This is a genomic window from Flavobacterium ginsenosidimutans, from assembly GCF_037478105.1.
GTDB lineage: Bacteria > Bacteroidota > Bacteroidia > Flavobacteriales > Flavobacteriaceae > Flavobacterium > Flavobacterium ginsenosidimutans.
The window spans coordinates 5,024,647-5,040,179 of the sequence record NZ_CP147988.1 but is presented as its reverse complement, the minus strand read 5'-3'; the positions used below and the strand labels follow the sequence as shown (position 1 = coordinate 5,040,179).

The 15,533-nt window shown below is 33.4% G+C and carries 10 protein-coding genes; 2 read left to right on the top strand and 8 right to left on the bottom strand.

Going from position 1 to position 15,533, the window contains the following annotated elements:
- Window positions 1-5 precede the first annotated feature (5 nt).
- The 5 genes from V6624_RS21545 to truA form a co-directional block, all read right to left on the bottom strand.
- Window positions 6-3,344 (bottom strand): SusC/RagA family TonB-linked outer membrane protein, encoded by a 3,339-nt coding sequence (locus tag V6624_RS21545; protein WP_338840120.1) that lies wholly within the window; start codon window positions 3,342-3,344, stop codon window positions 6-8.
- Window positions 3,345-3,359: 15 nt separating this feature from the next.
- Complete coding sequence (locus tag V6624_RS21540; protein WP_338840119.1) at window positions 3,360-5,957, bottom strand: zinc-dependent metalloprotease; 2,598 nt, start codon at window positions 5,955-5,957, stop codon at window positions 3,360-3,362.
- Window positions 5,958-6,042: 85 nt separating this feature from the next.
- Entirely contained in the window at window positions 6,043-7,611 is a 1,569-nt protein-coding gene (locus V6624_RS21535) for a histidine kinase (RefSeq protein WP_338840118.1), read from the bottom strand.
- 16 nt (window positions 7,612-7,627) lie between these two features.
- A complete protein-coding gene (locus V6624_RS21530) occupies window positions 7,628-9,382 on the bottom strand; it encodes an ABC transporter ATP-binding protein (protein ID WP_338840117.1) in 1,755 nt (584 codons plus the stop codon).
- A 99-nt stretch (window positions 9,383-9,481) separates the two neighbouring features.
- Complete coding sequence (truA, locus tag V6624_RS21525) at window positions 9,482-10,216, bottom strand: tRNA pseudouridine(38-40) synthase TruA (RefSeq protein WP_338840116.1); 735 nt, start codon at window positions 10,214-10,216, stop codon at window positions 9,482-9,484.
- A gap of 500 nt (window positions 10,217-10,716) precedes the next feature.
- On the opposite strand from truA, the gene V6624_RS21520 reads away from it, so the two are divergent.
- Window positions 10,717-12,633 carry an SPFH domain-containing protein gene (locus V6624_RS21520; RefSeq protein ID WP_338840115.1) on the top strand — a complete coding sequence of 639 codons (1,917 nt, stop codon included), beginning with the start codon at window positions 10,717-10,719 and terminating at the stop codon, window positions 12,631-12,633.
- Between the two features lie 181 nt (window positions 12,634-12,814).
- Window positions 12,815-13,309: a metallophosphoesterase family protein gene (locus V6624_RS21515; RefSeq protein WP_338840114.1), complete on the top strand. Its 495-nt coding sequence runs from the start codon at window positions 12,815-12,817 to the stop codon at window positions 13,307-13,309.
- Here V6624_RS21515 and V6624_RS21510 read toward each other — a convergent pair whose 3' ends face one another.
- The 3 genes from V6624_RS21510 to V6624_RS21500 all read right to left on the bottom strand — a co-directional run bounded on the left by V6624_RS21510 (window position 13,310) and on the right by V6624_RS21500 (window position 15,453).
- A complete protein-coding gene (locus V6624_RS21510) occupies window positions 13,310-14,224 on the bottom strand; it encodes a sensor histidine kinase (protein ID WP_338840113.1) in 915 nt (304 codons plus the stop codon).
- Between the two features lie 11 nt (window positions 14,225-14,235).
- Window positions 14,236-14,895 (bottom strand): response regulator, encoded by a 660-nt coding sequence (locus V6624_RS21505; RefSeq protein ID WP_111285477.1) that lies wholly within the window; start codon window positions 14,893-14,895, stop codon window positions 14,236-14,238.
- 147 nt (window positions 14,896-15,042) lie between these two features.
- A complete protein-coding gene (locus V6624_RS21500; protein ID WP_008468670.1) occupies window positions 15,043-15,453 on the bottom strand; it encodes a DUF4293 domain-containing protein in 411 nt (136 codons plus the stop codon).
- Window positions 15,454-15,533: the final 80 nt, after the last annotated feature.

Below are 15,533 nucleotides of genomic sequence, written 5' to 3'. Positions count from 1 at the left end.
TTGTATTAGAAAGTTACATTACATCCAATAGTGAATGATTTAGGAACTGGCTGTGCATAAATGTTTCCGTAAGTTTCAGGATCAAAATATCCTTTAAAGTCAGAACTGATTACAAATAAGTTTCTTGCTTCAACGTTAAGTCTGATGCTTTGGATGTTGATGTGATCTGTAAATGCTTTAGGGAATGTATAGCCTAAACGCATACTGCTCAATCTCATATAACTCATTTCGCTAACCCATGTATCTAAGTAATTATTCCAGTTTAATGGAGTAGCTGATGAGAACCATTGATATGCCATCCAAGAATCTCCTGTTCCAGAATCTTTACCTGTAATTCCTGGCAAATTAGAAGAAGTATTGGTTGGTGACCAAGCATTCAAAATATCAGTAGAGTAGTTTTGTCCTCTATCTACTTCAGTTCCGCTGTAAGGAGGTGTTCTTACAACAGTTTGTTTCAAATTAAATGCAGCTGCAACTGTAAAATCAAAATTATGTACTTGAATTGTATTGGTAATACCTCCAGTGAATTTAGGATCTCTATCACCTAAGTAAACAAATAAATCTCTATACTCTGCTGGTGTTAAAGATGATTCTGTAAGTTCTCCAGGAAAGAAATCAGCATAAGGATCGTACAATTTGAAGAAAGTTTGAGCATTTACTGTTTCACCGTTTTTATTAACAAATAAAGGATAACCATTTTCGTCTATACCGTTTGTTCTTAATCCAAAAACTGCATTTACAGGACGACCTTCTCTGCTTGGAAGTAAATCAGTATCACGTACTTCAATTCTATCTACATTACTTTTGTTATGAGAAAAGTTAATGCTTGTATTCCATTTAAAGTTTGGACGGTCAATGTTTCTTGTAGACAAAGTAATTTCATAACCTTTATTGCTTACTTGTGCCCAGTTCATGTTGCTGTACTCAAAACCGTTTTCGAACGGAACTGCTCTCAAACCAATTAAGTCAGTACTTTTTCTTCCGTATAAATCAGTTACAATGCTGATACGGTTGTTGAATAAGCCAAGATCCATACCTAAGTTGGTATTAGTAGTTTTTTCCCAACGCAATTTGTCGTTTGGTGGAGTTTCAACAGAAATGGTTTGTTCTGTTTGTCCAGGTAAAATGGTTGTATTGCTGTATCTTCCCATTACAAAAGGAGAAGTGTTTTTATCAATATTACCTTGTAAACCGTAAGAAGCACGTAATCTTAAGTTAGAAAGTGTTAAGTTATCTTTTAAGAAATCTTCTTCAGAAACTGCCCATGAAGCAGAAGTTGACCAAAGTGGCAAGTATTTGTATTTTGGATCTACACCAAATAAATCTGAACCATCATATCTCACACTTCCAAATACACTGTATTTTCTATTGTAAGTATAAGAAGCTGTAGCAAAAAATGAAGCAAAAGCATTTTCGTTTTCAGATTTCTGATACGTTCTGTATATAGCATCATTAGCAAAAGAGCTATTTGGGAACATAATTGGCTTAGTAGTCAAAGTGTTTTTATCAAATCCAAAACCTTTTGTTGCAATAGTAGTTGTATAATTTCTTCTTAACTCATTACCAACCATAGCCTCAACTTCGTGTTTTTCTCCAAAAGTTTTAGAGTAATTCACCATTGTTTTTAGATTGTATTGGAAAAAGTCAGTATTTGCGTTTTGGATAATACCGCCTTCAGGTAAGAAGTAATTATAAGCTCCGTTTGCAAAGTAACGAGATCTTTCTTTTTCTTTTCTAGTATAATAAGTGTCTTTATCGGCAAATTTTTCGCTAGAAGTATTGTCCAATTGTAAACCTAATTGAGAGGTTACTTTTAAATCTCTAGTGATTTTATATTCAGCATCTAATAAAGCTTTTACGGCTCTTGTTTTTAAATCGTAAGAAGTGTTTGCTCTTTCTTCTAAAATATTAAAAGGAACATAACGTTCTGAGTAACCCACAATATCTTGATCATATTTATAACTTCCGTCTGCATTATAAGGAGTCAAATATGGATTTACGTTTCTTGAATAGTTACTTGGGCTTGTGTAAGCATCTGTATCAGATAAGTAAGAAGTAGTTTTGTTTTCAGAACCAAAGATTCCAACTCCAACTTTGAATTTATCTGTAATTTCGAAATTGTTTTTCAAAGTTAAGTTGTAACGTTTGAAACCAGTTCCAATAGTAGTTCCTTTTTCATCATAATATCCTAAAGAGAAATAGTAATCAGATTTTTCTCCACCGCCAGATAAACTTAAACCGTGTTGCGTGTTAATTGCAGTTTGGTAAATTAAATTGCCCCAGTTTGTATTGTTGTTTCTTAAATCATTGATTGACTGTTGTGTAGCAGGGCTTAACGCAGAAAATCCTCCCGCTCTATAAGCTGCTAACTCATTTGATCCGTTTAAGATACGAGAAATTTCTCCAACATTGTCTCTGTATGTTAAATCAGAACGGCTTGCAAGGTCAAGTTCGAAATCAACTTTTTGGTTTGCATTCATTAAATTTAATTTTGAGAAATCAGGTCTTTGAGTGATAAAAGTATTGGTGTTGAAATTAATCACCATTTTACCAGCTTTACCTTTTTTAGTCGTAACAACGATTACACCGTTTGCAGCACGAGCACCGTAAATAGCAGTTGCAGCAGCATCTTTTAAGATTGTAATATCTTTAATATCATCTGGATTTAAACCTGCAATAGAAAAGTTATTCAATTGATCAATATTGTCTTTGTCGTAGTTTTTAGGAACGTCATTTCCTTCTAATGGCAAACCATCTAATACCCATAAAGGATCTTGAGTTCCACTTAAAGAAGCTGTACCTCTAATTCTAATTTTAGCTGGTGCTCCAGGTGCTCCAGATGGAGTAGAAACAGCGACCCCCGCAATTTGTCCTACCAATAATTGGTCAATACTAGAAACCCCAGTTTGCTGAATAGCCGACATATCTATTTTAGAAACGGCAGCAGTAAGTTTTCTTTTCTCAATTTTTTGGTAACCTGTTACAACAACCTCTTGAAGTTTTGCTGTTTCAGATGTTAAGTTAATAGTATAGTTTTTTTGAGCATCTAATTCAAGAGTATACGATTTGTATCCCATGAAAGTAACTCTCAAAGAAGTAACGTTTTTTCCGATTTTCAAAGTGAATTTACCATCGAAATCTGATGTAGTTCCAATTGCTTCACTATGAATAATACCTGCCATAGCAGTTTTGTTTGAAATAGAATTATTCTCAACGAAGATTGACGCACCAGGAATTGGCGCCAAGTCTGCTTCATCTTGAATGATACCCGTAATAGTTCGGGATTCCTGCGAGTATCCTGCGATGGCCAGGAACAGCAGTAAGGCATGTAAAATTTTCTTCATGTTTTGGGTTGTGTATTAAAAGGTTGTATTATTTAGGGCTTTATCGATTCGTTGTATCAAATCGCGGTAATGGTTTTGGGTAGATTGATCTCCTGTACTCTTTTTTAGTTTTAATAACTGAAGTACTTTTGATAATTCTCCTTTTTTATCTGAGGTTACTTCTGTAACTCTTTTTAAAAAATAGTTATTAATGTTTCTTGCCATATGTTCATCATCTACAGAACATAAATGAGGCATTTGTAATGTTTCCTGTATTTGGATTGTTTTTTTAACATCTGTTTTTTCAAATAATTTATTTGTCGAAACAATTAAAACATCTACATAATTTTTCTGTGTCATTCGCTCCAGAATGCTAAGTGATTTGTTTTGAATAGTACCTGCAAAAACACTTTGGTGTAATTTTTTAAACAAATCATTTACGGTAAAAACGGGTTCGCTGGTTTTATTTTGCTGGTATAATTCATTTTCTGTCATTCGAAGCAAACGGTCATCGAATAATAAACTATACATAACATCATATTGTAATTCTCTTGCCAGCGTGTAAGGCGTATACTCATAAGGTCCAATAGGAGAATCTTTCAGCGGATTTGTTTTGTCTAAAATGTCATTGAAAAACAACCATTGCGGAATTGTAATTACATTTTTAATTAAATAATCGGTTGCTTTTTTCTGCATTGATGCAGGAACAGGAACATAACTTTGTTTGTTATCACCGTGAACCGTTGTGTTTAAATAAACACCGCCAATATTGGCTACTACATGATGATTGTATATGTGCCATTGTCCAATAGTTCCAATATACAGTTTACCAGTTTCGTGATAAGACTGATCTTTATCATATGTCCAGTTTATGATATTATCTACAACACGTTTTAAGTTTTTCAAACCGTATTCGCTTGCTTTTACAGCATCGTTTCCTAAGTCTTCAGACTGTGAACGAGGATCAATTGCAGGACCTAGCTGCTGCTCGCCGTAAAAATAAATTGGGTCATTTTGATGTTTTGTAACTAAGGCGTTTAGTTTGGCTGTTTCATTTTCATTAGGCGAATACCATCTGTAACCCCATTCTATTGCATATTTATCATATTCTCCAATTTTTGGAGTAATAACTGTGACATTATCTTCTGGTTGTGCAACATAATTGTATCGGGCATAATCCATAATAGAAGGAGCTGTGCCTCCCATTTTTGCTGTGAATTCTTTAGAACGTAAAGATTCTACATCATAAGCAAAAGAAGAACCCATATTATGTTTTAGACCAAAAGTATGACCCACTTCGTGAGACGAAACAAACCGAATTGCTTCTCCCATGTGCTCATCGCTAAATGTATTGCCACGTGCTTTTGGATCAATTGGTCCAGTCTGGATACGCATCCAGCTTTGAAGCGAAGTCATTACATTATGCCACCAGATAATATCGGCCTCGATTATTTCACCGCTTCTAGGATCAACCACAGATGGTCCCATTGCGTTTGATTTTGGAGATGCGGCATACGTAATAACAGAATAACGTACATCATCAATGTCAAAATCTAAATCTTGTTCAGTAGGTTCTTTTGCAATAACAGCATTTTTAAATCCAGCTTTTTCAAAAGCTGCCTGCCAATCGTGTACCCCATCAATGATGTTTTTTCTCCATTGTTTTGGAGTCGATGGATCGATGTAATAAACGATTGGTTTTTTCGGCTCTACTAATTCACCTTTCGAATAACGTTCTTCATCCTCTTTTTTTGGTTCTAAACGCCAGCGGGTAATCAATTCTTTTTCAAGCATTGCCTGCTGTGCATCGGCAAAGTACCAATGCTTTTCAGTAAAAAAACCAATTCTTTGGTCAGAAAAACGAGGTTTCATTGGAGTTTTATCCAATAAAATAATATTAGTTGTCACACCAAGCGTAATAGGTACTGAGGCACCTCCATCGCTAAGTGAAGTTGTCATTTGTGATTTTACAACAATGTTTTTAGGAAAAGATTTTAATCCTTCTATATAAGATAAATCAGATTTTACAGAACCGCTTAAGCCAATGTTGCCCATTACATCATTAAAACTTTTTTGTTTTCCGTCAAAAATCTTATTTACTTTAATTACAACAGCGCTCGAATCGTTGTTTTTGGTTTCGATATCAAAAACTTCAATAATAGATTCGGAGAAATTATTAATTACAGATGCTGTGATGGCATCTTCTTTAGGAGAAGAAACTTTAGGCTGATATGTCTTTACCCAGACTTTCTTTGCAATAGTATCTTTATAAAAGGAAATAACTTTATTTTCATAATTCATTCCTTTATTTAATCCGGCTTCATTTATATCGTAAGGAACCTGAGATAATTTGTTTACAATTAGAAATTCTCTTTTAAACAAACTGTCCTGAATTTCGAAATATACATCGGTTTTAACTTGGATGATATTGAATAGTCCTTTTTTTACAGTTCCTTTTTTTATCAGGTCACTATATTTTTTGCCTTTTTTGGCGTCAGTAGAATCTTTTTTAATTTCAGTTGCCTCTTCTTTTTTGTCTTTCTTTTTCTTTTGAGAATGAACAGTAAGAGGTGCTAATAATAATAGGAGTATGCAAAATGTTATCAAATTATGCAGGAATGCCTTTTCCTTCATCAGATGTTAAGTTTAGATTAATTTTTGGCCGAAACTATTCGATTTTAGTTCAGCAAAAAAACAAAAAGGAGTGAGTGGCTTTTTTTTAGGAGTGAATGGATATTAATGGAAGAATACAGATAAAAACGCCGTCTTTTTCTGATGTTTTAAAATCGGTTTTTGAATAATAATTGTAAATACTTTTCAGGTAATTTAACCCAAATTTAGTACTTGGTTCAGCGGTGAATTTCTTTTGAAGATTGTTGCTAATGATTACCTGATCTTCTTTAATCAGGATTTTTGTAGTTAAAGGACTTTCTTGAGTGGCCGCATTATGCTTAATAGCATTTTCTACCGCAATCTGAAAGGCTAGATAGGGGATGTGTTTGTTTAAAGCTGTTTGGTTTTCGATTTCTATAGAGAAGAATAATTCTTCCTTAAAACGGGTCTGCTGTAAAAAGATATATTTTTCGATAAATAAAAGTTCATCCTTTAAAGGAACAATGTTCTTTTCTGGCGGATCAATTAAATAGCGATAAATTCGAGATAAGTTTAGTGTGAATTTCTGCGCCGTTTTTACATCGCTTCCAACCAACATATAAAGCGAGTTCAACGAATTAAATAAAAAGTGCGGATTAATCTGCTCTTTTAAATGCTGAAGCTGAATAAGTGCTTTTTCTTTTACAATTTTTTCGTTCTCAACTAAAAGTCGGTTTTTTTCTTTAATCGCAATTCCTTTTTCGCGATATGCACGTCTGTTTACATAAGAGAATAAATAGAAAATCAACAACAACATTACAGTTGTAATCGAATAAATCCAAGTTGAATATTTCTTAATTAACGTTACATTTTCATCAACAAATATTTTTGGAAAATCTACACATATATACCACGACAGATTTTGTATATCTATTTTTTTTGTAAAACGAATAACATCCATTTTCAAAAATTCAGACATTGTCACTGTTTTTACATAATCCTTCTTTTTGCTGAATATAGTATCAAAAGGTTGTGTAGAAGAAAACTTGTAAACGTTTTTTCCAATAAGATCAGATTCCGGATGATAAACACATCTTCCAGATTGATCAAAAACAAAAGCATAATTACCAGTTGTTTTGTCGGCGGTAGAAATATAATCGTGAAGTTTCTTTAAATTGATATCGTAACCATAACGCACGGTTAAATTTTTTGAAGCGAGTTTGAAATAAATTCTCCAAATCTGTTCTTTTCCCTGCGAAATAACTGTTTTGATATGGTCTTTATTTTTATTTTGAAGAATAAAATCTTTTGCCTCTTTTTTCATGACATCCGAAATAGAGTCAATTCCAAACTGAACTTCCCCGTCATTAATCTGAAACCAATTGTTATCGACTAATAAATTGGTGCCTTGAACTGAAGATAAAACTTGTAAGTTAGAAGCAAGATTTTCTGGCTTACTAATTTTTAAAACATGTTTAATTCTATTTTCCTGTTCCAGAAGTTTTGAAAATTCTTGAGACAGGAATTCGTGCTTTTTAATAAAATTACGTTGTGCTAGATCTTCATTTGCTTTTTCTGTAAGATCAGTAATTAAATTACTTAATATGTATACAGAAGAAACCGTAATAAGAATAGAAGCGATAACGTAAATTACGAAAGCGCGTTGAGATTTTATTTTTTTTAATCTAAATTTCAAGAAGTACCATTATGACTTAGTTCGCCACGGCGAATTGCGAGTCATATAAATTTTTATAGTAACCATCAGTTTTAAGCAATAATTCCTGATGCGTTCCTTGTTCAACAATCAATCCCTTATCCATCACCACAATCTTATCTGCATTTACAATTGTTGCTAATCTATGTGCAATAATAATCGAAGTTCTTCCTTTTGTAATAGTTTCTGTCGCACGCTGAATCATTTCTTCAGAATACGTATCGATAGAAGAAGTTGCTTCGTCCAAAATCAAAATACTTGGATTGCTCACATAAGAACGTAAAAAAGCAATTAGCTGGCGCTGTCCTGAAGAAAGCATGACGCCTCGCTCTTTTACATCAAAATCATAATTATCTGGCAGATTCATAATAAAATCATGAACACCAATTTTCTTTGCAGCATCAATTACTTTATCTCGAGTAATTTCTGGATTGTGCAAAGTGATATTATTATAAATCGTATCGGCAAACAAAAACACATCTTGCAAAACAACAGCAATCTGTTTTCTTAAAGAAGCCAAAGTATAGTTTTCGATATTTTCTCCATCAATACAGATTGTTCCGCTATTGATTTCGTAAAAACGATTCAATAAATTAATAATGGTAGATTTTCCAGCACCCGTAGAACCTACAATGGCAATAGTTTGCCCAGCTGAAACCGATAAATCAATTCCTTTTATAACTTCTTCTTCTGGAATGTAGCTGAAACGAACGTCTTTAAAATCAATTCTTCCATTAAAAACTGGCGCTTCAATTGTTCCTGTATCTTGAATATGATCTTGTGTGTCAATAATATCAAAGACACGATTGGCAGCGATCATTCCTAATTGCATCTCGTTAAATTTATCCGCAATTTGTCTTAACGGATTAAAAAGCATTCCGATAAACATGGTGTATGAAAATAAATCTCCGAAAGTCGTAAAATGATCTCCGTTTAAAATTCTGAAACCACCATAAACAACAACCAAACCTAAAGTTATGGATGAAATAATATCTGCAATCGGGAAAAAGATCGAGTTGTACAAAATCGTCTTAATCCAAGCTACTCTATGTTTGTTATTGATTTCTTTAAAGTTTTCGGCTTCGATTTTTTCACGGTTAAAAAGCTGTACGATTTTCATACCCGTTACACGTTCCTGAACAAACGAGTTCATATTGGCAATTTGAGTTCTTACTTCTTCAAAAGCGACCTGCATTTTACGCTGGAAAATTCTTGTAATGTAAACCAAAATCGGCATCGCAATCACGACAATCCAAGTCAGTTTCCAGTTCATGTAAAACATAAAAAGTAGTACCACAACCATTTTCATCAAATCGCTTATAATCATAAATAAACCTTGACTGAAAATACGTGCAATCGATTCAATATCTGAAACGGCTCTCGTAACCAATTGACCAACGGGAACCAAATCAAAATACTTCATTCTGAAACTCAAAATGTGCTGAAAAAGTTTGGTTCGAATATCTTTTACAATATCTTGTCCGAGCCAGTTTGCCCAATAAACAAAGTAGAATTGAGAAAAAACCTCCATCAATAAAACTGCTCCCATCAAAATGATATACATCAGTAATCCCATCTTATCATGAGTTTTGATGTAACCATCGACCGTTTCTTTAAGTAAATAAGGACGAAGTGCTGCGAAGATAGATAGCGAAATGGCAAATATGATTACGCCATAATAACGCCATTTATAAGGACGCGTATATTTTAATATTCTTTTGAATAATCCTGTATCGAATGCTTTTGCTTTCATTTGTTTTTTCAAGCTTTAAGCTTTAGGCTTTAGGCCATAAGCTATTAGCAGTAAGCTGTAAGAAATAAGCCTAAAGCCTATTGCCTAAAGCTTAAAGCTTTATAAATAATCGTAATCTATTTTGGTTAAATATAAACCATGTGCAGGAACCGAAAACCCTGCTTTTTCTCTGCTTTTGCTGGCAATGATGTTTTCAAAATCAATTAAAGAAATTTTCTTTAAACCAATATTGATCAAAGTGCCTACAATCGCCCGAACCATATTCCTTAAAAACCGATTTGCCGAAATGGTAAAAATCAGTTTTCCATTTTCTTGTTTCCAGTATGCCTCAAAAATCGTGCAATCAAATGTGTTTACATCAGTATTAACTTTTGAAAAACATTGAAAATCGGTATGTTTCAATAGTAATTGCGCAGCTTCGTTCATTAAACTCACATCCAATTTTTGCGTAACATACCAGCTCAATTCCTGTAAAAACGGATTTTTTACTGTATTGATATGATATTCGTAAGTTCGCTTTGTTGCGTCAAATCTACAATGCGCATCATCATGAACTAAAATGACATCAAAAATCGCAATATCTTTTGGTAAATAAGAATTCAGTTTATGAACTAAAACCGGAATGTCTAAGGTCTTTTCTGTGTCAAAATGACCGTACATTTCGCTCGCATGAACACCAGTATCTGTTCTTCCAGCACCCATAATACTGATAGTTTCATTTAATAAAACCGAAAAAGCCTTATTTAAAGTTTCTTGAACTGAAGAAGCATTTGGCTGTATTTGCCAGCCATGATAATGTGTTCCGTTATAAGCGAATTGAATAAAATATCTCATTTTAAGGGACAGAGGTTCTGAGGGGCAAAGGTATGAAAAAAAGCTTCTAAGATGCTAAGATGCTAAGGTTCTAAGTTTTCTTTTAGTAACAAAGTTACAAAGGTTCAGAATTGTAATGGTTTTTGCGTTCTGCATATCTGTAGAGACGCACTGTAGTGCGTCTAACATGAGATTGGAAAAAATTGTACTTAATATATAGGTATAATATTTTCGGTATATTTTTAAATCAATAAACATCCATTTCAATAAAATCTAAAAACAAAAACTTAGTTCCTTAGTATGTTAGCGTCTCAGAAACTTTGTTAAAATCCATTAAAACCCAAAATGCAAATCATAGTTTGTTCAGCTAAAAATCATGTCAGAAATTGACAATTCCAACGATATATTCGGAATCATTTTTTAACATTTTTGGTCAGAAAATTCCAAATGTTAATTTTTAAAATTTTTCATTTTAACAGTTCGTATTTCTCCTATGTTTGTACAACTAAATATCAAAAACTATGAATGAAATTACTTCTTATTGGTGGATAATTTTAATCTTATTCGCTATCATTTTTTACAAATTTATTTTGCGTGTTTTCTTCGGAATGGTTATGGTTCCTGAAGACAAAATTGGTTTAGTGACCAAGAAATTTGTTCTGTTTGGCGCAGACAGATCATTGCCTGATGGGCGTATCATAGCTACAAAAGGCGAAGCTGGTTATCAGGCGGCTACGCTTGCGCCAGGGTTGTATTGGGGAATGTGGATTTGGCAATATTCAATCGATATGACAGGCTTTACCATTATTCCCGAAGGTAAAATCGGATTGGTTTTAAGTAAAGACGGAAAGGAAATTCCAACTGGACGAATCTTAGCAAGAAAAGTAGAATGTGACAATTTTCAAGATGCTACCTCTTTCTTGAACAATGGCGGACAAAAAGGTCGTCAGACTGCATTTATTACGACGGGATCATATCGTATTAATACGTTCTTGTTTGAAATTGTTATTGCAGATCAGATCAAGATTTATGAAAACATGATTGGTATTGTAACTGCGCTTGATGGAGAACCAATTCCGCAAGGTCAGATTGCAGGAAAATTTGTTGATGATCACAATAATTTTCAGGACTTCGATAAGTTTTTAGAGCATGGCGGAAATCGTGGTTTACAGCCTCAGGTTATGCTAGCAGGTTCTTACTACATTAATACTTGGGGAATCTTGATAGAACAAAATCCAATGACAGATGTGCCAATTGGTTATGTTGGAGTTGTGATTTCATACATTGGAGAAGATGGTCAGGATGTTACAGGAGATACTTTCAAACACGGAAATATTGTTTCAAAAGGACAGCGAGGTGTTTGGATGGAGCCTTTTGGACCAGGAAAATATGCTTTGAATAAATATACAACGAAGTTAGAACCTGTTCCAACAACAAATTTGGTTTTAAACTGGGCTAATGCAAGAAGCGAGTCGCATGATTTGGATAAAAATTTATCTACGATAACAGTACGTTCAAAAGATGGTTTCCCATTTAATTTAGATGTGGCGCAAATCATTCACGTTCCAGCTGCCGAAGCGCCAAAAGTAATTGCTCGTTTTGGAAGTATGAATAATTTGGTTTCTCAAGTTTTAGAACCGACAATTGGTAACTATTTCAGAAACTCAGCTCAAGACAGCGATGTAATTTCGTTCTTAACAACAAGAAAAGAACGTCAAGAATCGGCTAAAAACCATATTAAATTAGTTCTTGATGAATATAACGTAAACGCAGTTGATACTTTGATTGGAGATATTGTGCCACCAGATTCGCTGATGAAAACGTTGACAGACAGAAAATTGGCAGAAGAAGAGCAAAAAACGTATCAAACGCAAAGAATGGCGCAAGAACAGCGTCAGGGTATGGAAAAAGAAACTGCAATTGCAGATATGCAGAAAGAAATTGTTCGTGCTTCGCAAAGTGTTGAAATCGCACAAAGAACTGCAGATGCAACTGTAAAGAAAGCTGAAGGAGATGCGACAAGTTTAAAATTGAATGTAAATGCAGAAGCAGAAGCAACAAAAATGCGTGCAAATGCAGAAGCAGAAGCGACAAAAGCTAGAGCAGGAGCACAAGCGGAAGCAACAAGACTGAATGCGAGCGCAGAAGCTGAAAAAATCTCAAAAACAGGTTTGGCTGAAGCGGAGAAAATTATGGCAATTGGTAAATCAACTGCTGAAGCTTATCAATTACAAGTTAGTGCGATGGGCGGAGATAACTTTACCCGTTATAAAGTAACCGAAGAAATTGGTAAAGGAAACATAAAAGTAATTCCAGATGTGTTGATTTCAGGAAACGGCGGATCTGACGGTTCAATCAGTGGTTTGTTAGGATTGAAATTAATGGAAATGATGGATACCAAAGATTTAAAAGAAGGTAAAAATCCTAAAAAACAATAATTATTTAATACTATAATAGAAATCCGATTTGCGAAAGTAAATCGGATTTTTTTGTTTGAGGAAGTATATCATTACGCTAGAAAAACTCAGAATCTTAGCAACTCAGAATCTTAGCGTCTTTTAAAAAAAACCTTTGTACCTTTGTTACTATGAACCTTTGAACCTTTGAACCTCAAAAAAATTGACTAAAATTCTCCTTCTCTCAGATACTCACAGCCATATTGATGATACAATTTTAAAATATGTTGCTCAGGCAGATGAAGTCTGGCATGCCGGAGATATTGGAGATTTGACGGTTACTGATACCATTAAAAAACTAAAACCTTTAAGAGCAGTTTACGGAAATATTGATGATGCAAAAGCAAGATTAGAATTCCCGTTAAACAATCGTTTTTCGTGTGAAAACGTGTCGGTTTGGATTACGCATATTGGAGGTTATCCAGGAAAATACAATCAGAATGTTAGGGAAGAATTGGCTCTGAATCCACCAAAATTATTTATTTGTGGACATTCTCATATCTTGAAAGTCATGTTTGATAAAAAGAATAATTTACTGCACATGAATCCCGGCGCGGCAGGAAAAAGTGGTTTTCATAAAGTAAGAACTATGCTTCGATTTGTAATTGATGATGACAAAATCAAAGATCTGGAAATTATCGAAATAGGAGAGAAGTAATTAATGTGGCAAAGGAATTTGAATTTTTATTTTAGTTCCCTCGTTTTCTTTTGAAACAATAGATAAAGAGCCTTTGTATTTTTTTACTCGAGCTCTAATTCGGTTTAAACCAAAACCCTCTACGTCTTTTAATTTTCTAGTTTTAAAGCCAATTCCGTCATCATGAATGTGCAAAATCAGTTGATTGTCTTTTTCAGTTAGAGTGAGTTTTGCTTTTTTAGCACTACTGTGTTTTATGATATTGCTGAATAATTCACTGACAATGAAATAGATTTTCATTTCAAATTTCTCAACATATCTTCTGCTAGTTGGAATCGAGCTTGAAAATTCAAATTCAATAGCAGAATTAGAGTTTTTCTCGCACAAATCTTCTAAGGCATAAATCAATCCAAAACGAACCAAAAGCGATGGAACAAGATCGTGAGACATATCTCGTAAAAGCTCATGAACTTCTGATAAAATAACTCTTGCTTTCTCAATCTCGTTGGATTTGATATCATGTTGTGCTGTAAAAGTATTTAAATGCAATCCAGCAGAAGACAACAATGAATTGATATTGTCGTGCAGAAAAGAGGCGATCTTTTTACGCTCGACTTCTTGAGAATCGATGCTAGAATTAATAATGTTGAGAAGAATTTTCTGCTTGGTATCTTTTCGTTTTATTTTCTGTTTTAGCTTATTGTTTTGGTACAAAAAGTAAAATAAAAGAAAAATGATTACGACAAGTATAATAGATAAACTGACGATTTTTTTATTTCGTAACTGATCTGATTTACTTACTTGATTAAGTGTTGTTTTGCTGCCAATTTGTGTTTGAAGAGCTTTGGTGTTTATGCTATCTTTTGATTTAGCAATGACAGTTCCTTCAACAGCAAAAAGTAATAGCAGAGAGATAAAGAATTTAAAACCAAACATAAAAGCAATTTTTAAGAATTAATCAAATTGTTTTTAAGGGAGTATTTTACTAAGCCAATTGTACTTTTAATATTTAGTTTTTTCATAATGTTTTTGCGATGGGTTTCAACAGTATGCGAGCTAATAAAAAGTTTTTCACTGATTTCTTTTCCGCTGTATTCTAAAGCAATTAAAGTTATGATTTCAATTTCACGCGGACTTAAAATCGGATTTTCTATAACGGCATTTTGGTTTAATTTCGGATTGTCTTTAAAGGTGTTAAATATCTTTTCTCGCACTGCATCACTAAAATATTCCTGTCCTTGATAAACGGCTTCAACAGCTTCGATAATATTTTCTCCTGCGCAGTTTTTTGTTAAGTAACCTTTTGCGCCTAATTTCATGACTTCTTTAATAATCTTCAAATCATCATAACTCGATAAAATAATGACTTTGCAAGGAGATTGATTTGTTTTGAATTCTTTTAAAGTCTCAATTCCATCTTTTTTAGGCATACTGATATCAAGAATTAAAACATCAGCATTATCCATTAAAACATCATTATATACAGTGGTTCCGTCAAGTGAGCTGCCTGCCACTTCAAAGTTTGGAACTGTTTTTAATAAGTTGGAAAGGCCATCAATTAAAACCTGATGATCATCTGCAAGATGAATCCTTATTTTTGGTATCATGATTATTTGAATTTGAAAAATACAAATTTATCATGCAAATCACATTTTAATAGGCTCTTTAGGTCTGATTTATACTAGAATAGGGCAAAAAAAAACCCGAATCAAAATTCGGGTTCTTCTTCGCACAAATAAACTAAGTTTATAGGTTTACCTCAAACGATCAACAGATTTTACAAGATCTTCATCCTTTTTGATGGCCTTATTAGCTAAAACTAATAACACGATAGCAACAATTGGCATGAACATCCCAATACCTTTCTCAGAGACCTCAGTCCCTCCAGATAAATTTAGTGATCGATATACAAATAATCCTAATAAAATTAAATTTAATATTATATTAAGTCTGTTTAACACAAACTGATTTTGTCTCTTTTTAAATGAAATTATACTGATAATGCTAAGCATAGTTGTTAAACCTAATAAAACAGTATAAAGCTGATCCTGCATAAAAAAGAACGGCTTTCCTGCACTTGTTGTCCAAAGCGGAACAAAAAGCATTAAAATGCCAGTTGCAGCAAAAGCTAGAAATAAATATACAGTCTGAATTCTTTGTATCATGGTCTAAAAATGTTTTACAAAAATATATTTTCTTTTTTTAAAATACTATTGTATGATAAAATTTTATTCGTATTATTGCA

What these genes read in the sequence shown, in the direction of transcription:
- V6624_RS21545 (WP_338840120.1), bottom strand. Translation starts at nt 3,344, where the DNA reads ATGAAGAAAATTTTACATGCCTTACTGCTGTTCCTGGCCATCGCAGGA.
- V6624_RS21540 (WP_338840119.1), bottom strand. Translation starts at nt 5,957, where the DNA reads ATGAAGGAAAAGGCATTCCTGCATAATTTGATAACATTTTGCATACTC.
- V6624_RS21530 (WP_338840117.1), bottom strand. Translation starts at nt 9,382, where the DNA reads ATGAAAGCAAAAGCATTCGATACAGGATTATTCAAAAGAATATTAAAA.
- truA (WP_338840116.1), bottom strand. Translation starts at nt 10,216, where the DNA reads ATGAGATATTTTATTCAATTCGCTTATAACGGAACACATTATCATGGC.
- V6624_RS21520 (WP_338840115.1), top strand. Translation starts at nt 10,717, where the DNA reads ATGAATGAAATTACTTCTTATTGGTGGATAATTTTAATCTTATTCGCT.
- V6624_RS21510 (WP_338840113.1), bottom strand. Translation starts at nt 14,224, where the DNA reads ATGTTTGGTTTTAAATTCTTTATCTCTCTGCTATTACTTTTTGCTGTT.
- V6624_RS21505 (WP_111285477.1), bottom strand. Translation starts at nt 14,895, where the DNA reads ATGATACCAAAAATAAGGATTCATCTTGCAGATGATCATCAGGTTTTA.
- V6624_RS21500 (WP_008468670.1), bottom strand. Translation starts at nt 15,453, where the DNA reads ATGATACAAAGAATTCAGACTGTATATTTATTTCTAGCTTTTGCTGCA.